Origin of the sequence: Micromonospora sp. NPDC047465 (assembly GCF_040643125.1) — a bacterium.
GTDB lineage: Bacteria > Actinomycetota > Actinomycetes > Mycobacteriales > Micromonosporaceae > Micromonospora.
Map to the genome: position 1 here is coordinate 1 of NZ_JBEYTP010000071.1, position 21,168 is coordinate 21,168.

Sequence of the window (21,168 nt, forward strand, 5' to 3'; positions counted from 1 at the left end):
CTGGAGGACGCCCTCGGCGGCAGCCCCGGCGCCGTCGTGGTCGCCAGCCACGACCGGTGGTTGCGCTCCAGGTGGCACGGACGCGAGATCCAGCTGCGCGGCACCTGAACGGGTGCCTGCCACGACCTGCACGGCGAACGCGGGTGAGCATCGAAGAGTTCGATGCTCACCCCGCAAAGCGTTCGGGCTGTTCATGCTGGCTGATCCCCGATAGGGTCCCCGCCATCGTCTCAGGCAGGAGGTTTCGGGTGGTCAGGAAGCGTGCGCTTCGCGTTGTCGTCGGTCTCGCCGCACTCTCACTCGCCGTCGCCGGCTGCGGACGTTCGACCAGCGGTCAGACGCCGCAGGCCGGTGGTTCCGCCTCGGTCGCCGCCGACGCCAAGGCTGCCGACCTGGTCCCGGCCGCCCTCAAGGAGAAGGGTGTGCTCCGGGTCGCCACCGCCGAGGGCTACCCCCCGATGGAGATGTACAAGGAGGGGACCCAGGAGCTGACCGGCGTCGACCCGGACCTCGCGGCGGCGATCGCCGGGCGGCTCGGCCTGAAGCTGGAGATGACCAACGCCAGCTTTCCCGGCCTGATCCCGGGCCTGCAGGCCGACCGTTGGGACCTGGCGATGTCCTCGATGAGCGACACCGAGGAGCGCCGTAAGGCCGTCGACTTCGTCGACTACTTCCAGGCCGGCGGCGCGATCATGGTGGCGAAGGGCAACCCGGCCGGGGTGAAGGATCTGGCGGACCTGTGCGGCCGGGCCGTGGTGCTCGCCAAGGGCAGCTCCAACCTCGCCATCGGGGAGAAGCAGAACGCCTCGTGCGCCAAGAAGATGACCATCTCGCAGAGCGAGGACGCCCCGACCGGCCTGCTGCAGATCGACGCCGGGCGCGCGGTGGCCACCATCGTCGACTACCCGGTGGCCAAGATGCTCGCCGGACAGAGCGGCAAGTACGAGGTCCTGGAGACCCAGTACGAGGCCGGCCCGTGGGGCATCGCGATCGACAAGAAGGACAGCCAGCTGCGTGACGCCGTCCAGCGGGCGCTCCAGGAGCTGATCGAGACGGGCGAGTACGCCAAGATCCTCGAGAAGTGGGGCGTGCAGGGCAGCGGTGTGAAGACCGCGACGGTCAACGACCAGAAGTGAGCACACCGGTGGATGCGATCGTCAAGGGCCCGGCTCCGGCCGGGCCCGCCGGCCCGGAGGTGAACCGGATCAGCCACCCGCTGCGACCGGGGCGCTGGCTGGCCGCCGGGGTGACCGCCCTGATCCTGGCCTGGCTGGCCTGGACCGTTGCGATCAACCCGAACCTGCACTGGGACATCGTCGTCGAGTACCAGTTCGACCATGTCATCCTGGAAGGGCTCTGGGTCACCGTCCAGCTCACCGCCGCCTCCATGGCGATCGGCGTCGTGCTCGGCGTCATCGTGGCGCTGATGCAGGTCTCCGACAGCCGTACCCTGCGCGCCGGCGCCATGGCATACGTCTGGTTCTTCCGCGGCACGCCGCTGCTGGTGCAGCTGATCTTCTGGTTCAACATCGCGCTGATCTTCCCCGAGATCGGGCTGGGCGTGCCGTTCGGCGGCCCGAAGTTGGTGACCTGGGAGACGAACACCCTGGTCACCGGGTTCGTCGCGGCGCTGCTCGGGCTGAGCATCAACGAGGGCGCCTACATGAGCGAGATCGTCCGGGCCGGCCTGCGCTCGGTCGACCCCGGCCAGCAGGAGGCCGCGGCGGCGTTGGGCATGTCGCGTACGAAGATCATGATGCGGGTGGTGCTGCCCCAGGCGATGCGGATCATCGTCCCGCCGACCGGCAACCAGTTCATCTCCATGCTGAAGACCACCTCGCTCGTCTCGGTGATCGCCGGCGCCGACCTGCTCACCGTCGCCCAGCGGCTCTACCTGACCAACTTCGAGGTGATCGCCCTGCTGATCGTCGCGTCCATCTGGTACCTGGTCCTGACCACCGTCGCAAGCATCGGCCAGTACTACCTGGAACGCCGATTCAGCCGCGGCTTCGGCGCCACCGCTCCGGGCACCCTGCGCGGGCGGATCACCCGCAACCTGCGCTTCACGGGGAGCGCGCGATGACCCCGCCCATGGTGCAGTGCCGGTCCCTGCGCAAGAGCTTCGGCCGCCTGGAGGTGCTGCGCGGCATCGACCTGACCATCGAACGCGGCCGGGTGGTCTGCGTGGTCGGCCCCTCCGGATCCGGCAAATCCACCCTGCTGCGCTGCCTCAACCACCTCGAGGAACCGCAGGCGGGTCGGGTCTACGTCGACGGCGAGCTGATCGGGTACGAGGAGCACGGCGGCCGGCTGCGACCGCTGCCGGACGCGCGACTGCGCCGGCAGCGCGAGTCGATCGGCATGGTCTTCCAGCGCTTCCACCTGTTCCCGCACCGCACGGCCCTGGAGAACGTGATGGAGGGTCTGGTCGCGGTGAAGGGAGTCCGGGCGGCCGACGCGCGACAGCGCGCCGCCGACCTGCTCGACCGGGTCGGCCTGGCCGACCGCGCCCACCACTACCCGGCGCAGCTCTCCGGCGGCCAGCAGCAGCGGGTGGCCATCGCGCGGTCCCTGGCCATGTCGCCGAAGCTGATGCTCTTCGACGAGCCGACCTCGGCGCTCGACCCGGAGCTGGTCGGCGAGGTGCTGGAGGTGATGAAGGACCTCGCGGCGAGCGGGATGACCATGATCGTGGTGACCCACGAGATGGGCTTCGCCCGGGAGGTCGGCGACCACCTCGTCTTCATGGACGAGGGCCTGATCGTCGAGCAGGGGCCACCCCACGAGGTGCTCACCGCGGCGCGGCACGACCGTACCCGCGCCTTCCTGTCCAAGGTCCTCTGATGACGCGGTTGGACCTGCTGGTCACCGGCGGCGACGTGATCGACGGCAGCGGCTCGCCGGCCCGCCCCGCCGACGTGGGCGTCCGGGACGGGCGGCTCGTGCTGCTGCCGCCGGGCAGTCGCACGCCCGCCAGCGAGGTGGTCGACGCGAGCGGGCTGGCCGTCACGCCGGGCTTCATCGACGTGCACACCCACTCCGACCTGCTCGCCGGCGACGACGCGCAGCGCGAGGTGCTGCGCCGGGCGCCGCTGCTCCAGGGCGTCACCACGGAGATCTGCGGCAACTGCGGAATCAGCCCCTTCCCGGTTCCACCCGAACGCGCCGGCCCGGTGCGGGAGCTGCTCGCCGCGACCTTCGGTCCGCCCGCGTCGGCGTACGCGTCGTTCGCCGAGTTCGCCGACGCGCAGGGCGTGGCCCGGCGCAACCACCTCGCCGCCCTCGTCGGACACGGAACGTTGCGCGCCGCGGTGGTCGGCTTCGCCCAACGGCGGGCCACGCCCGAGGAGACCCGGCGGATGTGCGGGCTGCTCGACGAGGCGCTCGCCGCGGGCGCGGCCGGCCTGTCGACCGGCCTGATCTACTCCCCGGGCGTCAACGCCGGCACCGACGAGGTCATCGCGCTGGCCCGGGTCGCGGCCGCGCACGGCAAGCCGTACGTGACGCACCTCCGTGACGAGATGTCCCAGGTCGAGTCGGCCCTCGAAGAGGCCGTCGAGATCGCTACCGCGGCCGGGGCGGCGCTGCAGGTCTCGCACCACAAGACGGCCGGGCGGCGCGCCTGGGGCGCCACCGTCCGTACCCTCGCCCGACTCGAACGGGCGCGCGCCGAGGGACTCGACGTCACCTGCGACGTCTACCCGTACACCGCGGGCAGCACGGCCCTGCACGCGATGCTGCCGCCGTGGCTGATCGCCGACGGGGTGCCCGCGATGCTCACCGCCGTCGCTGATCCGACGGTCCGCGACCGGATCCGCACCGACCTGGTCGCCGGGGTGCCGGGCTGGGAGAACACCGTGGGAAACGGCGGCTGGGACCTGATCCGGGTCGCGTCCGCCGCGCGCAACACCGACGCCCAGGGGCACACGATCGCCGAGCTGGCCGCCGCCCGTGGCGTCGACCCGGTCGACTACGCCTGCGACCTGCTGGCCGCCGAACGCGGCGACGTCACCATCCTCAGCCACTCGATGCACGAGGACGACGTACGTCGGGTGCTGGCCAGCCGGCTGACCATGCTCTGCTCGGACGGCGTACCGAAGGGGGGCCGCCCGCACCCGCGGTGGGCGGGCAGCTTCGCCCGGGTCCTCGGCCACTACGTCCGTGACGTGGGCCTGCTGGAGTTGGCGGAGGCGGTGCACAAGATGACGGCGATGCCCGCCCGCCGCTTCGGCCTACCAGAACGCGGGCTGCTCGCCGACGGGTACCACGCGGACCTGGTGGTCCTCGACCCGCAGCGGGTCGCCGACGGCGCCACGTACGACGATCCGTTGGCGCCTCCGCACGGCGTGCGGTGCGTGGTGGTCGGTGGCCGGATCGTGGTGGACGGCGGTGAGGCCACCGACGCGCGGCCGGGCCGGGTGCTGGCCGTGCCGGACCGGCAGCCCGCCCGGCCGGGGCCGCGATGAGGCCGGCGGTGCGGGTCGGGGCGATGGTGCGCCGGCTGGACGACGGCCGCACGGTCTCGGCCGACCCCGACCTTGCCCTGCCGCTGGCCAGCGTCGGCAAGGTGCTGCTCCTGGCCGAGGTGGCCCGGCGGCTCGCCGACGCCACGCTCGCGCCGGACCAGCCGGTGGAGCTGCTCGACGCCGACCGGGAGGTCGGCGGCACCGGACTGCTCGGCCGCCTGTCGCCTCGGCGATGGACGGTCGCCGACCTGGCCACGGTGGTCGCCGCGGTCAGCGACAACGCCGCCACCAACGCCCTGCTGCGGCTGGTGACCCTCGAGGCCGTGCAGGAGCTGGCCCGCCGCGCCGGGCTGCGGGACACCACCGTGCACGACCGGATCCGGGCCGAGCGCGGCCCCGACGTGCCGCGGACCTTCGCCACCGGCACCGCCCACGAGCTCTGCGCCTTCCTCGCGGACGTGGCGACGGGGACGTGGCAGAGCCCGCAGGCGTGCCGGCTACTGCGCGGCTGGCTCGCCGGCAACACCGACCGCACGATGGTCGCCGACTCCGTCGACCACGACCCGTGGTCGAGCGACGGCGTCCGGGTGGAGAACAAGACCGGCACCGACACCGGGGTACGCGCCGACACCGGGATCGTGTCCGGCCGGCACACCGTCGTCTACGCCGTGATCGCCGCGTTCGAGCCCGGGGCCGAGCGGGAGGCCGTTGCCGAGCTGCGGCGCTGGGGCGCGGCGGTCGACCGGCTCGCCGGGGCCCACCGCTCGGACAGCTCCTGACTGAGCGTCGCCGCCGCGCCGGCCAGCCGCTCGACGAAGCGGCCGACGACCGGATTGGGGTTGCCGGGGCGTAGCGCCACGCCGATCTCCCGGTGCAGATTCGCGTGGGCGAGCTGCCGCACTGCCACCCCGCCGGGATCGCCCAGGCCGAGCGACGGCACGAGCGCCACCCCGACACCGGCCCGCACCAGGCCCAGCACCACCTCGTAGTGGTCGCTGCGGCAGCGGACCCGCGGCGGGAAGCCCTCGGCCCGCGCCGCCAGCTCCAGCACCGAGACCTCACCCTGCACGCCGAGGGTGGTGATCCACGGTTCGGCGGCAAGGTCTGCGAGCCGCAGCCGCCGCCGCCCGGCGAGCGGGTGGTCGGCGGGGAGCACCACCAGTTGCGGGTCCACCATCAGCGGCTGGACCTTCGTGTGCGGCGACTCCTGCGCCGGGCTCAGCGGATGGTCGAAGACCATCACCAGGTCCAGCTCGCCCTGGTGCAGCCGGGGCAGCAGTTCGTGCGGCTGCCCCAGGATCAGCGCCAGCTCCACCTGCGGATGGTCGCGGGTGAAGCTCGACAGGGCGCGCGGCAGCAGTTCGGTGCCGGCGGTGGCGAAGAATCCGATCCGCAGCAGTCCCTGGCGGCCCTTGCCGTGCGTGGCCAGTTCGTCCCGGGCGGCCGACATCAGATCGGCGATCTGCTGCGCGTAGTCCGCCAGGCGCTGGCCCGCGGCGGTCAGCCGCAGGCTGCGCGGCCCCCGCTCCACCAGTGCCACCCCGGCCTCCTGCTCGAGGGTGGCGAGCTGGTGGGAGACCGCGGACGGGCTCAGCCGAAGCTGCTCCGCGGCGGCGACGATGGTGCCGCGGCGGGCGATCTCAAGGACGACCTGCAGGCGTGCGGTGTTGAACATCGGCGGGCTGCCTTCCCTGCTCAAGGACGCTCGGTCAGCCGTCGACCGCCGCCCGGCTCACACTCTCGCACGCCGTCCACGCCTGCTTCACGCCGACCACGGCGGCGCCGCCGATCCGCCGAACCACAGATCAGTCAAATGCGGTTGGAGCCTCGGGCCGCCGGCGGTACTGCGGGGTGGCCGTGTGCCGGCAGCCCAGCCCAAGCCGCCCCTGTGAGGATGGGCCGGTGGATGGCGATCTGTCTGTGGCGGTGGCGGGCCTTCAGGAGGTGTTCGCCCGGTACCCGCGCAGGGCGATGCTCGAAGGCTGCCCGCATTGCCGAGGACCGGTGCCGGTCGACGATCACCACCTGTTCTCTCTGACCATCAGCCTCGGCAACACGGTCGGCAACCGCGACGACCTGAAGAGTCTGCTGCCCCTGCTGCTGGAGCGCATGGTCAGCTCCACCGAACTCGACCCGGCGATCGTGTTGGGCAAGCTGCCTCGCGAGCAGTGGCGCACCTGGCCCGAAGCCGAGCAGGGCTCCATCGACGGCTACCTGGATGCGGTGTGGCGGTCGTTGCTGGCGACGTACCCGTCGCAGGTCGGTTCGTTCTTCGACCCGGCCACCTTCCTGGACGCGGTCATGGCCGGCGGGGAGAGCGTCGAGCGGTTCCTCGATGTGTGGGACGTGATGCTCGGCTCGGCGGCGGACCGCCACCTGGCTGCCACGGTGAACGGACTCGACTTCGCGGGCCGGAGGCCGACGGCGCTTGCCGCCTGGCTGCGCCGCGAGTCGGTCCGCGACCGGCTGTTTCGGGCGTTCGAGCGTGACCACGCCATGTCCTGGGGTGACGACCTGGCGCGGGCCTACGATCTCGTCCGCAGGTGACGATCCGTGCGCAGCCAACTCCACCAAGTCGGCTGCCAGGTCACCCCAGAGCCCCCTCGTAAGGTTCATTTCGGCTCAGATCGGACCGGCGGGGCCGCCGTACTAACCTCCCCTCAGCGTGGTGGCGCCGCGGGAGAGGGAGATGCCTTGATGCTGGCGGAAGTCGGCGTGGACGAAACTGGTGAGCTGGTCTACCGGGCTGCCCTTCAGCGCCGGGTGTGGAGCCTGGAACAGCTTCGCGACGCCGTGGACCTGCCGGCGGCGAAGGTCGACGCGGCGGTGCGGCGTCTGGTGGAGATCGGACTGCTCCGGCGGCCCCACGCCGACCAGATCCGGCCGGTGAACCCGGCCGTCGGGTTCGCGCCGCTGCTGTCGTACGCCGAGGCACGGCTCGCTCGGCGGACGCGAGCGGTGGAGCTGACCCGGGCAGCCGTCGCGGAGATGTCGGCCAGCTTCCGGACCAGCCCCGCGCTACTGCACGACGTCGAACTGCTCGACGACCGGGACGCCGCCTGGCTGTGTCTCGAGGAGATCGCGGCGAAGGCGACGACGAGCATCCAGTGCCTGGCGGCCGCCGGAGCGGTGCCGGGGATGGGGACCGGCACCGACTACGACCCGGCGTACCAGCTGGCGGAGTGCGCCGCCGCGCGTGGGGTCCGGGTGCAGCTGATCCTGCTGGACAGCATCGTCAACGATCCGCGGCTGCTCGCGGGCGCCCGACGGGTCCGCGACAACGGCGTGGAGGTCCGGACCACCCCGACTCTGCCGGTGTGGACGTTCGTCGTCGATGACCGGTACGTCGTGATGGTCATCGACCCGGAGGACAACCAGCGGGGCGTCATCCGGGTGTCCCACCCGGGCCTCGTGGCGGCCACCGCCGACCTGTTCGGCCGGCACTGGCTGTCCGCGGTGCCGATCGAGCAGCAGGCATCCCCGCCACCGGGCGAGCTGACCCGGCAGCAGCGGCAACTGCTCCAGCATCTCGCGGCGGGGGCCAAGGACGAGAGCATCGCCCGGCAGTTCAGCGTCTCCGCCCGCACCGTCCGGCGGATGATCGCCGAGCTGGCCGACCGGATCGGCGCGACCAGCCGCTTCGAACTCGGCGTCCAGGCGGTACGCCTCGGCTGGCTCGACGACACACCCGAGCCGGTGCCGGGCCCCGAGCCGTTCCACGCCTGAGCCGCCGATGGCGAACCCGCCGGCTGCCACGAGGCAACTCGGCGGGTTCGCTACCTGTGCGAATACCGCTCGCTTGCACCCCTCCCAGCTGGTGCTCCATATGCCCATGGGCAGGTTGTAGGTGGTTTCGACGTTGCGGACGAACGCCTTGGACTCGCGGGCGAGTTCGTCCAACGGTCGGCGAACTGGAAGATCACCCTGCCGTCCGAGGTACGTACCGCGGTGCCGCCGCCCACGTCGACGTACCGGGTCCCGCTCACCGTTCCGATCGAGTGGTCCAGCTTCAGTTCGGTTTCCCCGAGGTAGACGGTCACCGCTGCCGGGTCGCGGCGGACGAGTCGGTTGCCGGTGGCGTCGTAGGTGTAGCTGTCCGTACCGGCACCCGGCCCGGTGGTGACCACGCCCGAGAGTCGGTGTGCTCCGGGCTTGCCAGCCTCCGGATAGCTGTACGCGCGCCGCACGTCCCTGGCCGGGTCCCCGCCGGTGTCGTGTCGCGTCTCCGTGAGCCGGTTACCGACCTTGTCGAAGGTGTACGAGTGCCGGTAGGGATCCGGCCGCCGACGGTCGCACCGACGCCGGTCGCCGGCGCCCCGGCGCAGTTGTCGGTGGCGGTCCACGCCTCCGTCATCCGGCGCAGGTAGTCGTAGCCGCAGGCGGACACCGCGACGCCCATGTCGACGGGGAACGAGGAATGACCTCGGACCGGACGCGGGTGTGGGTGCCGGTTCCCGCGTCCCGCCTCGGACGTGGCCCCGGGGCGCCCGCCCCTCGGGCCGGACACTTCGGCCACCTGCACGTCCCACCACGCGCCACCGTCCGGTCCGGCCCCGAGCCCGGCGCCACGGGGCCGACCGTTGAACCACCATGCCTCGGGGAGGACGTCGCCACGCCGCCGACGGGGCATTATGGCCGGTAGTCGTTCCGTCCACACTGGTCGGACGGCCCGGGGGTCGGATGCGTTCGGGGTCGGATTTCCGTCCACCCAGATCTGGTCTACGACGGACAATGTCGATATCGTTACCGGCCAATTGGACGGCCGATGATCATTCGTCGTCAGCTGACCTCCCCATGCCCCGAGAACAGGAGGACGCGCTCGTGGCCTCACCCGCTGATTCAACGGTCGCCAGCGACGACGTCGAGCCGCAGCGGCCCATTCCGCGTTTTCTCACCGAGTTCACGCCCACCCGGTGGCGCCGTCGGCTGAGCCCCTTTTCGCGTGTACCGAAGCACTCCAAGATGGGCGAGACCTGGCACGTGGCGGCGAAGACCGCCCCGGACGAGCTGGTCATCGTCGACCGCCCGCCGGACATCGACCCCGACGGAGCCGAGGCCCGCACCTACACCCAGTGGGCGGAACTCGTCGATCGCGCCGCGGCCTGGCTGCACAAGGCGGGCGTGCGCCCGTGGGACCGGGTGGCGATCCTCAAGCAGAACCACCTGGACATCGTCATTCTCGGCTGCGCCATCGCCCGGATCGGCGCCATTCCCTGCATGTTCTCCGGCTCGTACGGGCCGGAGGCGATGATCCCGATGCTGGAGCGGCTGGAACGGCCGTTCCTGTTGACCGACCAGAAGCACCTCGACAAGTGCGGCATCACCCCGGAGGTGGTGGCGGAGCTCACCGTACGGACGATCAGCGTCGACGCGGTCGCGGACCGGCCGGACGTGCTGCACCTGGACGACTTCAAGGACGCGCCGCCCGTCCAGCCGAACATGCGCGAGTTCAAGGAGCCGGTGGTCATCACCCACACCTCCGGCACCACCGGCATACCCAAGCTGGTCATGCACTCCGCCGAGTCCATCTACGCGATGGCGATCGTGGAGACCGAGCGGTGGCCCAGGTTCGGGCTCCGGCGCAGCGACACCGTGGCGTTCTGCGACCCCTACACGCACGAGCGGCTCACCACCATGCAGCTGGCGATGGCCGCGGTCGGCCCGCGGGTGCTCTACCTGTCCGACCCGCTCTCGCCCAGGGTTCGGGAGCTGCTGGCCGAGCACAAGCCGACGCTGGTGGAGGCGTTGCCGAACATCTACCTCGCCTGGGAGCCGCTGGCCCGCGACCCCGCCGGACTGTTCAGCAACGTGCGAGAGTACGTCAACTCGTTCGACGCCATCCACACCCGGACGATCCGCACCTTCATGGCCGCCACCAAGCGCCGGTTCCCGATCTGGGTCCAGTCGTGGAGCCAGAGCGAGAACGGCGCGCTCTGCATCCGGCCGTTCTTCCGCTTCGTCGTGCGCCGCAAGGGGCACCGGCCGCCGCCGACGCAGCTGATCGGCTGGCCCATCCCGTTCCACGCCAAGATGCGGGCGGTGGACCCGGAGACGGGCAAGGAGGTGCCGCGCGGCCAGGTCGGCCTGATCGAGATCGACCAGCCCGGACGGTGCCTCGCCTACGTCGGCGAGCAGGACCGGCACGACCTCAAGTGCAACGGCAGGTGGTGGAACACCGGCGACCTCGCGGTCATCAACAAGTGGGGCGCCGTGCGGATCGTGGACCGGGAGATCGACCGGATCCCCGGCGGCAGCGCGATCGAGTTCGAGGACCTCATCCTCGACCGGATCGACTACACCACCGAGGTCGTCATCCTTCCGGTCGCCGGCGACCTGCCGGTACCCGTGGTCAGCACCGCGGACGACGTTCCGCTGGACAAGGGCGACTGGGAGCGGGCGGTCGCGGACCTGAGCCCGATGGCCCCGCCGATCCAGATAAAGTGGGACGAGTTCCCGCGAACCGGCACGTGGAAGATCCGCCGGGTCGCGCTCCGGGAGACGCTGCTCTCCGATTCCCAGGCGATCGGCATCGGGCGCTGGACCTGATCATCACCATCCTGTGATCACATCGACGCGGCGCCGGTCCTGACTGTGCCGGCGCCGCGTCGTTCTCCCGGGCACCGCGGTCGAGCGAAGGGTTACTGCCATGTTGGATCTCCTCGGCCGGCTCGCGCACCGGGCGCGCTGGTGGGTGATCGCCGGCGCCGCGGTGTTCCTGGTCGCCGCGGGCACCTGGGGCGCCGGCGCGTTCGGCGACCTGGCCGTCGGCGGGTTCACCTACGCGGCGAGCGAGAGCTCCCGCGCCGACGAGGTCGAACGCAAGGCGCTCGGACGCAACGATGCGGACGTCGTCGTGCTGTTCGGCAGCGACCGCTGGACGGTGGAGGACCCCGCGTACGCCGACGCCGCCCGGCGCGTGCTGGACGGGCTGCCGGCGGACCGGGTCGAGGGCGTGACCGACTACTGGCGGGCCAGGGTTCCCGCCCTGGTCAGCACCGACCGGCACGAGACGTTCGCGGCGGTGCAGATCGCCGGTGCCACCGAGAACGACCGCCTCACCAACTACCTCGCCATCAAGGACAGCCTGACCAGCCCGGATCTCGACGTCACCGTCGGGGGGCCGCTGGCGCTGATCGACGACGTCAACAGCCAGAGCAAGGCGGACCTGACCCGCGCCGAGGCGCTGGCGTTGCCGATCCTGTTCCTGCTGCTGGTGCTCATCTTCCGTAACCTGCTGGCGGCGCTGCTGCCGGTCGCGGTCGGGGTGCTGGCGATCGTGGGCTCGTTGGCCGGCCTGCGGCTGCTGGCGCAGTTCACCGACATCTCGATCTTCGCGGTCAACGTGGTCACGCTGCTCGGCCTCGGGCTGGCCGTGGACTACAGCCTGTTCATGGTCAGCCGGTTCCGGGAGGAACTCGGCGCGGGCCACCCAGTCCCGGCGGCGCTGCGGCGGACCATGGTCACCGCGGGCCGGACCATCGTCGTCTCCGCGGTGACCGTCGCGCTCGCGCTCGCCAGCCTGGCCGTCTTCCCGCAGGTGTTCCTCCGGTCCATCGCCGTCGGTGGGGTCGCCGCGGTGCTGCTGGCGGGATTCTTCGCGATGACCGTGATGGCGGCGATGCTGTCCCTGTTCGGGCCGCGGCTGCGGGAGCGGCGCCGCAGGCCGGTCGACACCGACCCGGACTCCGGCGCGTGGGCGCGGATCGCGCGGACGGTGATGCGCCGACCCGTACTGGTCGGTGGCGCGGTCGTCGCCGTGCTGGTGGTTCTCGGTCTGCCGTTCCTGCGCATCTCCTACGGCTGGCTGGACACCCGGGTGCTGCCCGCCTCGGCGGAGAGCCGGCAGGTCCAGGACGCCATCGAGCGGTCGTTCCCGGACAGCGTCACCCGGCCGGTCGAAGCCATCGTCACCCTGGACGGCCCGGTGACCGGCCCTCCCGGCCGGGAGGAGATCACCGCGTACGTGGAGCGGGTGGCCGCGCTGCCCGGCGTACGGCAGGCGGACGTCAGCGGTCTGGTCGGCGACACCGCACGGGTCACCGTCCGGTTCGACGCGGAACCGATCTCCGAGCAGGGACGGGAACTGGTCGACGCGGTGCGCGGCGTCGAACCGCCGCCCTCCGGCACTGTGCTGGTCGGCGGCGACGCCGCCGGGTTCGCCGACCTGATGGACATGCTCGAGCAGCGGCTGCCGTGGATGGCGCTGCTCGTCGTGGTCACCACGTTCGTGCTGTTGTTCCTGTCCTTCGGCTCGCTGGTCCTGCCGGTCAAGGCGATCCTGATGAACGTGCTGAGCCTGACCGCGGCGTTCGGCGCGGTGGTGTGGGTCTTCCAGGACGGCCACCTCGCCGGGCTGCTGCGGTTCACCTCCACCGGCAACATCGACGTGGTGCAACCCATCCTGATCTTCGCCGTCGCGTTCGGGCTGTCGATGGACTACGAGGTGTTCCTGCTCTCGCGCATCCGCGAGCACTACGACCTCAGCGGTGACAACACCGAGGCGGTCGCGGTCGGGTTGCAGCGGTCCGGCCGGATCATCACCAGCGCGGCCCTGCTGCTGGTGGTGGTGATCGTGTCGTTCGCGACCGCGAGCGTGCTGGTCGTGAAGATCATCGGTATCGGGCTCGCCCTCGCCGTCGTCGTCGACGCCACCATCGTCCGGGCGCTGTTGATGCCGGCCACGATGCGGCTGCTCGGCCGGCTCAACTGGTGGGTGCCCGGGCCACTGCGACCGCTCTACAGCCGGTGGGGGATCCGCGGGGAGAGCAGCCACCTGGACGCGGAGCGCACGGCCGTGTAGAGGCAGGTTCAGCGGTGCCCGCGCCCGGGGAATCCCCCGCCGTGCCAGCCCGTCGTGAGGCGCGCCCGTGGCCTGGGGGGGCGCCCCTCCCAGGCCACGGGACGGAGGATCAGTAGATCAAGGCCCGGCCGAGGCCCATGTCGGTGAGGCGGGTGGAGTGCACGATGCTCGTGACCTCGACAGCCTTCTGGATGCGTTCCTCCGGCGTGGTGTCGACCAGCCGCCGCCCGTCCCACACCTCGTAGTCACCGATGGCGGCCAGGTGCGGGGCGATGCCCTCCTGGAACCAGTTCTCCCAGCGCGTGAGCTGGTCGGACACCGGCAACTGCTCCCACAGCCGCATGCCGTCGCGGATGAGCTCGACGAGGCGTTCCTTCTCGTCGGGGTGCCGCTGCACGTGCTCGCGGATGATCGACGTGCCGACGGCCAGGTGGCGCACCTCGTCGATGGCGGCGCCCTTCTCCATGTCCGCCATCCGCGGGTCGATCGGTCGCCACTTGCGCTCGCTGAGTTCGAACGACGGGGCGAGGAAGCCTTCGACCAGGATCGTCAGCAGCACCACGCCGCCGACGAAGTCCTGCTGCTCGCGCACGATCGGCATGCCGTACTCCTCCAACGGATCGAGGATGGTCGCCTTGTCGTGCGCGGTCTGCCTGGCGATGACGGCGGCGACGTCGTGCTCGTCGATGCCGAGGTTCCGCAGGTGGTTCCGGAAGATCATCGCGTGCCGGGTCTCGTCCATCAGCTGGGTGGCGTAGAACTCGGCGGTCGTGGAGTCCGGCGCGCACGCCACGATGTGACCGATCGCGCGGGCCGCCCGCTCCTCGGCCAGCGCGCGGAACGCGACCTCCTGGATCAGTGCGTCCCGCAGCGGGCCCGGCTCGTGCAGGAAGGCCGGGGTCACCAGCTCCGGCGAGTAGCCGACGATGTTTCCGCGCAGCGTGCGCTGCGGGACGTTGGCGAACCAGTACCGCAGGTCGCAGTCGCGTGCGGTCAGCCGGATGCCCTCCGCGCCGTCGAACAGGGAGGACGCCTGGTCCCAGTCGGCGGCGTCGGCCGCCGTCATCCCCGACCGCTCGTCGGTGCGGGGGGCCGCGGGCTGGGGACTGTAGGTGACCACCGGCTGCGGGCGCGGGCCGGGCACGGTGACCGGTGCCGCGTCGGCGGATCGGACAGGGGTCGGGGCCGGCTCGATCGTGGGGCCGGGCGCGGGTGCGGCGGCCGGCGGGACCACGGACGGCTGTGCCGGCGCCGGTGCCCGCACCGCCTGCGGGCCCGGTGGCTGCGCGGCCGGCACCGCCGGTGCCTGCACGGACGGCTGCGCCGCTGGTGGCTGCGCGGCCGGTGCCGGGGCGCTGTCGTTCATGACGAACGGGCGGGTGCCGTCGAGGTAGTCGACCAGCGGCGCCGCGACGCTGGCCCGCGACGGCGGGTGGAACGCGACGCACTGGCAGGCCGCGACCAGGTAGGCCACCTCGGGGGAGCGGATGAACGACATGCCCCCGAGCATCTCGACCGCCTGGCGGGCGGCGTCGGTGATGGCGTCCTGCGTGCCGTAGCGGGCCATCAGGACACGGGCCAGCGCGTCGTTGTCCGTCTCGCCGTCCTGCATGGCGCGGGCCGCGCCCTCCAGTAGCTGCGTCGCCGTCTCCAGCCGGGTGCCCAACGCGGCGCGGTCGGTGACCGCGCCGCGCCCGGCGGCCAACGCGCGTTCGACGAGCGCGCTGGCCATGCCCAGGTACGACGCGGTGATGAGCAGCTCGAACCAGATGAACCCGACGGTCTGCAGGTCGTCGAGCATCCCGTCCGGGCCGTTCTCGGTCGGGATGACCAGTTCCTCCTCGATGAACACGTCGGTCAGCCGGACCTCGTCGCTCTCCGCGCCGGCGAGCACGCTGCTGCCCCAGAACGGGTGCCGGGTGATGCCGCGCAGCGTGGCCGGCATGAGCAGGAAGGCCGTCTGCTGGCCGCCGCCCGGTGCGGGCACCGCCACGCTGGCCGTCAGCAGGTCCATCGAGTGGCTCAGGCTGCACGGTTTCTTCGACCCGTTGATCCGGTAGCCGCCGTCCACCGGCGTCGCCGTCATCGTGGGGGAGAGGATGCCCTGGGCCGGGCGGCCCTCGGCGAAGCCCGAGGAGACCAGCAGGTTGCGGCTGGTGATCGCCTCCAGCAGGGCCCACTCCATGCCCGAGTTCTTGATGCTCTCGGCGAAGGTGAACAGCGTCGCCACGGAGAAGTGGTGCATCGTGGTCGCGACCGCCAGCGACGGCGCGTGGGCGCCGATCGCGCGGGTGACCCGTACCGCGTCCAACGGGGACGCGCCGAGCCCGCCGTAGTCCTTCGGGATCACCAGGCTCGGGCCGCCGCTGGCCCGGAACACCGGCAGCGTGCCGCCGCCGGAGGCTTCCCGTTGCTCGAACGGGACCTTCGACAACCCGTCGAGCAGCCCCGGCAGGTACGACTCGCAGAGGGCACGGGCCTGATCAAGGGATCGCACAGATTTCCTCCGGGGGCGGACGGTCAGCGGGGGATGAGCGAGCGGGCCGCCGCGCGGCGCAGCTTGCCCGACGGGGTCTTCGGAAGGCTGCCCGGCGGCAGCACCACGACCTCCGCCGGACGGGCGTCGACGTCGGCGAGGACCCGGTTGGCGATCGCGTCGGACAGCGCCTTCTCGGCGGCCGGGTCACCGACCAGGCGGGACTCGACCAGCACCGCGAACGACTCCCGCGCCACCCCGTCGCCGGCCATCAGTCGTACCGCCGCGACGTTGCCGTCCCGGACGCCGTCGACGCCGGCGGCCGCGCGCTCGATGTCGGTGGGATAGATGTTGCGGCCGCCCATGATGACGACGTCCTTGCGGCGGCCGCAGACCACGATCTGACCGTCGACCAGGTAGCCCTCGTCGCCGATGTCCAACCAGCCGTCGTCGTCCAGGGCCGGGGCCGGACCGTCCTCGGTGAGGTAGCTCCGGGTCACCGAGTCACCGCGCAGCTGCAACCGGCCGATCTCACGGTCGCCCAGCTCGGCGCCGGAGTCGTCGACGACCCGCACGGTCACGCTCGGGTGGGCGGCGCCGAGCATGGGCAGCCGGCGCACGGCGGTCGGGTGGTCGTCGCCCGCCGGTACCGCCCGCCGGTTCTTCTCCAGCTCCAAGGCGTCGACGGTGTCGAGGAGCATCGGATCCGACAGCGCCGACAGCGAGATGACCAGGGCGCTCTCCGCGGCGCCGTAGCAGCAGTTCACCGCCTCCGGTCGCAGGCCGAACCGGGCGCCGGCCGCGACGAACGCCTCCACCGTCGACGGGTCGATCGGCTCCGCGCCGTTGCACAGGGCCTTCAACCGGGACAGGTCGAGCGAACCGGCGTCGGCGCGGGCGAGCTGCCGGGTCAGGATCGCGTACGCGAAGTTCGGCGCGGCGGTGATCGTGCCGCCGTACCGGCTCATCAGCTCCGCCCACACCATCGGACGGCCGAGGAACTCCGCGGGCGTGACCATGACCAGGTCGATGCCGGTGAACATGGGCAGCAGCAGGCAGCCGACCATGCCCATGTCGTGGAAGAGCGGCAGCCAGCTCACCAGCACGTCGTCGTCGCCGCACTCGAGGTGGGCCGCGGTGTCGACGAGGTTGGCGTGGATGTTGCGGTGGGTGATCCGCACCGCCTTCGGCTCGGCGGTCGAGCCGCTGGTCAACTGGAGCAGCGCGGTGTCGTCCTCGGCGGCGGGCACGACGGTGAACTCCCGGTCGCTGTCCAGGTCGCCGATCATCCGGTGGGGGACGCCCTGCTCGCGCAGCACGTCGGCCATCGCCTCGAACGGGGCGCCCACCAGCACCAGACGCGCGTCGATCATGCGCAGGACACGCAGCGTGTCGTCGCGCCAGACGGACAGGTCGGTCCGCGGGGTCGGCTGGTGCAGCATGGTCACGCTGCCGCCGGCCAGCCACGTCCCCTGGGCGACCCGCGCGACCTCCCCCGGGTCACCGGCCAGGACCGCGACGGCCTGGCGGGGGGCCAACCCGCCCGCGACCAGTGCCGCTGCCGTACGCCGGGCCGCCTCGTGCAACTGCCCCCAGCTGCGCCGCACCGGGTTCGCGGGGGCGCCGGTGACCATGCCGCCCGACGACCGCCCGGCGGTGCCGACGACGGCATCGACGAAACGGCTCACCTCGATCTCGCCTGAATCATGCGGGACAGCGTAGACAGGGCGATCGACAAAGACCATAGATCCTTTGTGGAGTCCGTACGGGCGATTGTGTTGGCCGCCGTGACCGATAGAGGATGACCGCTGCCCGGTGGGTGACCGCGGCACCGACGTTGATGATCGCGGAAGGCGGCCGCCTGAATGGGTGACTCCAGGACGCAGTGGTGGTTGGATGTCGTACGTACCGAGGCGGCCGAGGTGCTCGGTCGGCCGCGTGGTGACGTCACTGCAGACGGCGCCTTCGCCGACCTTGGCTTCGACTCACTGACCGCGCTCGAACTGGCCGACCGGCTGTCCGAGGCGAGTGGGCTCCAACTGTCCGGCACCCTCGCCTTCGACTACCCCAACCCGTCGGCCCTGGCCGGGTACCTGGCCGAACAGGTCGGCGGCCCGGACGCGGACCCGGGAGCGGGGCACCCCGTCGCCACGCCGACGGCCGGCGAGCCGGACGGCACGCCGGCGGGTGGGCCCGAGCCGATCGCCATCGTGGCGATGGCCTGCCGTTTCCCCGGCGGAACGACCACCCCCGAGGACTTCTGGACCTTCCTGGCCGACGGCCGCGACGGCGTCGGGCCGTTCCCGACCGACCGGGGCTGGGACCCGCAGGTGTTCCACCCCGACCCCGACCGTCCCGGCTCCACCTACGCCCGCCACGGGGGATTCCTCTACGACGCCGGCGACTTCGACGCCGGATTCTTCGGCCTGTCGCCCCGCGAGGCGTTGGCCACCGATCCGCAGCAGCGGCTGATGCTGGAGATCTCCTGGGAGGCGCTGGAACGCGCGGGCATCGACCCACGCACGCTGCGCGGAAGCCGCACCGGCGTGTACACCGGCGTCATCGCCGGCGACTACGCCCCACGCCTCGGCGCCATCCCGCCGGAGGTCGCCGGCTTTCTGATGGCCGGCAACGCCTCCAGCATCGTCTCCGGCCGCGTGTCGTACACGTTGGGCCTGGAAGGACCCTCGCTGTCGGTCGACACCGCCTGCTCGTCGTCGCTGGTCGCGCTGCACCTGGCGGCCCGCTCGCTGCGTACCGGCGAGTGCGACCTCGCACTGGCCGGTGGGGTCACCGTGATCGGGACGCCGTTGGTGTTCACCGAGTTCAGCCGCCAGGGCGGGCTCTCCCCGGACGGGCGGTGCCGGTCGTTCGCCGCGTCCGCCGACGGCACCGGCTGGGCCGAGGGCGCCGGGGTGCTGGTCCTCGAACGGCTCGCCGACGCACGCCGGCACGGCCGGCGCGTCCTGGCGGTCCTGCGGGGCAGCGCGGTCAACTCCGACGGGGCGTCCAACGGCCTCACCGCGCCCAACGGTCCGTCCCAGCAACGCCTGATCGCCGACGCGCTCGCCGACGCGGGACTCGACGCACCCGACGTGGACGTGGTGGAGGCACACGGCACCGGCACCCGGCTGGGCGACCCGATCGAGGCTCAGGCGCTGACCGCCGCGTACGGCTCCGGCCGGCAGCGTCCGCTGTGGCTCGGGTCGGTCAAGTCGAACATCGGACACACCCAGGCGGCGGCCGGCGTCGCCGGGGTCATCAAGATGGTGCTGGCGCTGCGGCACGGCCGGCTGCCCCGCACGCTGCACGTCGACGAACCCACCCCGTACGTGGACTGGTCCGCCGGCCCGCTGCGGCTGCTCACCGACGAGCAGCCCTGGCCGGCCGGCGCCCGGCCGCGCCGCGCGGCGGTGTCGTCGTTCGGGATCAGCGGCACCAACGCGCACGTCATCGTCGAGGAGGCGCCGCAGGACGAGCCCGCCGCCCCGACCGACAGGGCGGCCGTGCCGGCGCCGCTGGTGCTCTCCGCGCGGACCGTCCCCGCGCTGCGCGAACATGCCCGCCGCCTCGACGCCTTCCTCGACGCCCACCCCGACCTGCCGGCCCGCGCGGCGGCGGTCGCGGCAGCCCGGCGTACGACGTTCGAGCAGCGCGCCGTCGTCCTCGACCGCGACGCCCTCGCGGCGCTCGCCGCCGGGCAGGACGCCCCGGCCGTGGTCACCGGCACGGCGAGCGAGGGCAGGCTCGCCCTGGTCTTCCCCGGACAGGGATCGCAGCGACCCGGGATGGGGCGGGAGCTCGCCGCGGCCGAACCGCGGTTCGCCGCCGCCCTGGACGAGGTCTGCGCCGCACTGGACCGGCACCTGGACCGCCCCATCCGCGCGGTCATCGACGGCGACCCGGACCTGCTGGACCAGACCGCGTACACCCAGCCGGCGCTGTTCGCCGTGGAGGTGGCGCTGTACCGGCTGCTGCGACACTGGGGCCTCCGGCCGGACTACGTCCTCGGCCACTCGATCGGGGAGATCACCGCCGCACACGTGGCCGGCGCGCTGTCGCTGGACGACGCCGCCCGCCTCGTCGTCGCCCGCGGACGGCTGATGCAGGCGCTGCCCGCCGGCGGCGCGATGGCCGCGATCCAGGCCACCCCGCAGGAGGTCGAGCCGCTGATCGCCGACCCCGCGGCGCAGGTCGGGCTCGCCGCCGTCAACGGCCCGACGTCGGTCGTCGTCGCCGGCCCGCAGGACGCGGTGCAGACCGTCGCCGACGCGTTCGCCGCACGTGGCCGCAGGACCACCCGGCTACGCGTCAGCCACGCGTTCCACTCCCCGTTGATGGAGCCGATGCTCGCGGACCTCGCCAAGCTGGAGGCGGACCTCACCCACCGGGCGCCGGAGATCCCGCTGGTCTCCAACGAGACGGGCCTGCCGGTGGACATGATCACACCGGGGCACTGGAGCCGGCACGCGCGGCAACCGGTGCGGTTCGCGCAGAGCGTACGCCGGCTACGCGAGCAGGGGGTGAGCCGGTTCCTGGAGGTCGGGCCCGGCGGCGTGCTGTCGGCCATGGTCCTCGACTCCGTCGGCGACCTGGACGCCGACACGGGTGACCCGACGATCGCCGTGCCGCTGCTGCGCGGCGGGCGCGACGAACGGGACTCCGCCTGGGACGCGGTGGCCCGCCTGTTCGCCCACGGCGTGGACGTCGACTGGCCCGCGCTGGTCGGCGGAGACGTCCCGCCCGCGGAGCTGCCCACCTATCCGTTCCAGCACCGGCGGTACTGGTTGACCCCACCGGCCCGGCCGCTGCTCGGGGAGCCGGTCGAGACGCTGGACGCCGGAGTGCTGCTGACCGGCGAACTGTCGATCGCCGCCCAGCCGTGGCTCGCCCAGCACCGCGTGGGCGGGACGGTCGTCGTACCGGGCGCGCTGCTGGCGGAGCTGGCGGCGCGCGCGGGCGCGCACGTCGGCTGCCCCGAGGTGGTGGAGCTCCTCCTGCAGACGCCGCTGGTGCTCCCCGAGGCCGGCGCCGTCCAGACCCGGGTGGTCGTCGCCGGGACGGACGGCGACCCGACCCGTCCGCTGACCATCCACGCGCGTCCACCCGGCGGAACGTGGACGCCGCACGCGACGGGAACCGTCGCCCCGGTGCGGACCAGCGACGCCACCCGGTTGAGGCTGTGGCCGCCGCCGGGCGCGGCGCCGTTGGACACGGACGGCTTCTACGACCGCCTGCGCGCCGGTGGCTACGACTACGGCCCGGTGTTCCAGGGCGTCGGCCGGGCGTGGAAGCGGGGCGACGAGATCTTCGCCGACGTGACGCTGCCCGCCGACGCCGCCGGCGCGACCGAGGGTTTCCTGCTGCACCCGGCGCTGCTCGACGCATCGCTGCACGCCCTCGGCCTGCTCGGCGACGCCGGCGCG

General features: G+C 72.4%; 13 protein-coding genes. 10 read left to right on the plus strand and 3 right to left on the minus strand.

Annotated features, from left to right (window positions below; genetic code table 11):
• Positions 1-248: 248 nt before the first annotated feature.
• Genes ABZ793_RS32570 through ABZ793_RS32590 form a run of 5 tightly spaced genes read left to right on the plus strand, consistent with a single transcriptional unit; the run spans position 249 to position 5,245 of the window.
• Positions 249-1,136 carry an ABC transporter substrate-binding protein gene (locus ABZ793_RS32570; protein WP_357464446.1) on the plus strand — a complete coding sequence of 296 codons (888 nt, stop codon included), beginning with the start codon at positions 249-251 and terminating at the stop codon, positions 1,134-1,136.
• The gene (locus ABZ793_RS32575) at positions 1,133-2,083 is read left to right on the plus strand and encodes an amino acid ABC transporter permease (protein ID WP_357464448.1); all 951 of its coding nucleotides are present in this window, start codon (positions 1,133-1,135) and stop codon (positions 2,081-2,083) included. Before ABZ793_RS32570 ends, ABZ793_RS32575 begins: the two co-directional genes overlap by 4 nt.
• The gene (locus ABZ793_RS32580) at positions 2,080-2,844 is read left to right on the plus strand and encodes an amino acid ABC transporter ATP-binding protein (RefSeq protein WP_357464450.1); all 765 of its coding nucleotides are present in this window, start codon (positions 2,080-2,082) and stop codon (positions 2,842-2,844) included. The genes ABZ793_RS32575 and ABZ793_RS32580 overlap by 4 nt, the downstream gene beginning before the upstream one ends.
• The gene (locus ABZ793_RS32585) at positions 2,844-4,466 is read left to right on the plus strand and encodes a D-aminoacylase (protein ID WP_357464452.1); all 1,623 of its coding nucleotides are present in this window, start codon (positions 2,844-2,846) and stop codon (positions 4,464-4,466) included. The genes ABZ793_RS32580 and ABZ793_RS32585 overlap by 1 nt, the downstream gene beginning before the upstream one ends.
• Positions 4,463-5,245 (plus strand): serine hydrolase, encoded by a 783-nt coding sequence (locus ABZ793_RS32590; protein ID WP_357464454.1) that lies wholly within the window; start codon positions 4,463-4,465, stop codon positions 5,243-5,245. Before ABZ793_RS32585 ends, ABZ793_RS32590 begins: the two co-directional genes overlap by 4 nt.
• On the opposite strand, the gene ABZ793_RS32595 is transcribed toward ABZ793_RS32590, so the two are convergent.
• Complete coding sequence (locus ABZ793_RS32595) at positions 5,128-6,141, minus strand: LysR substrate-binding domain-containing protein (RefSeq protein ID WP_357464456.1); 1,014 nt, start codon at positions 6,139-6,141, stop codon at positions 5,128-5,130. The genes ABZ793_RS32590 and ABZ793_RS32595 overlap by 118 nt on opposite strands.
• Positions 6,142-6,368: 227 nt before the next feature.
• Here ABZ793_RS32595 and ABZ793_RS32600 point away from each other — a divergent pair, with 227 nt between their 5' ends.
• The 4 genes from ABZ793_RS32600 (at position 6,369) to ABZ793_RS32615 (ending at position 13,266) form a co-directional block, all read left to right on the plus strand.
• On the plus strand, positions 6,369-7,013 hold the full coding sequence (locus tag ABZ793_RS32600; RefSeq protein WP_357464458.1) for a hypothetical protein: 645 nt from the start codon (positions 6,369-6,371) through the stop codon (positions 7,011-7,013).
• A 150-nt stretch (positions 7,014-7,163) separates the two neighbouring features.
• Entirely contained in the window at positions 7,164-8,192 is a 1,029-nt protein-coding gene (locus tag ABZ793_RS32605; protein ID WP_357464460.1) for a LuxR C-terminal-related transcriptional regulator, read from the plus strand.
• Between the two features lie 1,236 nt (positions 8,193-9,428).
• Complete coding sequence (locus tag ABZ793_RS32610; RefSeq protein ID WP_357464462.1) at positions 9,429-11,012, plus strand: class I adenylate-forming enzyme family protein; 1,584 nt, start codon at positions 9,429-9,431, stop codon at positions 11,010-11,012.
• Between the two features lie 100 nt (positions 11,013-11,112).
• Entirely contained in the window at positions 11,113-13,266 is a 2,154-nt protein-coding gene (locus ABZ793_RS32615) for an MMPL family transporter (protein ID WP_357464464.1), read from the plus strand.
• A 109-nt stretch (positions 13,267-13,375) separates the two neighbouring features.
• On the opposite strand, the gene ABZ793_RS32620 is transcribed toward ABZ793_RS32615, so the two are convergent.
• Together ABZ793_RS32620 and ABZ793_RS32625 are read right to left on the minus strand one after the other, a co-directional pair.
• On the minus strand, positions 13,376-15,763 hold the full coding sequence (locus ABZ793_RS32620; protein ID WP_357464466.1) for a hypothetical protein: 2,388 nt from the start codon (positions 15,761-15,763) through the stop codon (positions 13,376-13,378).
• A 23-nt stretch (positions 15,764-15,786) separates the two neighbouring features.
• A complete protein-coding gene (locus tag ABZ793_RS32625) occupies positions 15,787-17,430 on the minus strand; it encodes a fatty acyl-AMP ligase (protein WP_357464468.1) in 1,644 nt (547 codons plus the stop codon).
• 177 nt (positions 17,431-17,607) lie between these two features.
• Between ABZ793_RS32625 and ABZ793_RS32630 the strand changes: the two genes are divergently transcribed.
• Positions 17,608-21,168 (plus strand): beta-ketoacyl synthase N-terminal-like domain-containing protein (locus ABZ793_RS32630; RefSeq protein ID WP_357464470.1); only part of this gene is annotated, 3,561 nt, incomplete at its 3' end.

Excerpts from the sequence above, each read along its gene's own strand:
- ABZ793_RS32590 (WP_357464454.1), top strand. The coding sequence starts at position 4,463 with ATGAGGCCGGCGGTGCGGGTCGGGGCGATGGTGCGCCGGCTGGACGAC.
- ABZ793_RS32605 (WP_357464460.1), top strand. The coding sequence starts at position 7,164 with ATGCTGGCGGAAGTCGGCGTGGACGAAACTGGTGAGCTGGTCTACCGG.
- ABZ793_RS32610 (WP_357464462.1), top strand. The coding sequence starts at position 9,429 with ATGGGCGAGACCTGGCACGTGGCGGCGAAGACCGCCCCGGACGAGCTG.
- ABZ793_RS32615 (WP_357464464.1), top strand. The coding sequence starts at position 11,113 with ATGTTGGATCTCCTCGGCCGGCTCGCGCACCGGGCGCGCTGGTGGGTG.
- ABZ793_RS32595 (WP_357464456.1), bottom strand. The coding sequence starts at position 6,141 with ATGTTCAACACCGCACGCCTGCAGGTCGTCCTTGAGATCGCCCGCCGC.
- ABZ793_RS32585 (WP_357464452.1), top strand. The coding sequence starts at position 2,844 with ATGACGCGGTTGGACCTGCTGGTCACCGGCGGCGACGTGATCGACGGC.
- ABZ793_RS32580 (WP_357464450.1), top strand. The coding sequence starts at position 2,080 with ATGACCCCGCCCATGGTGCAGTGCCGGTCCCTGCGCAAGAGCTTCGGC.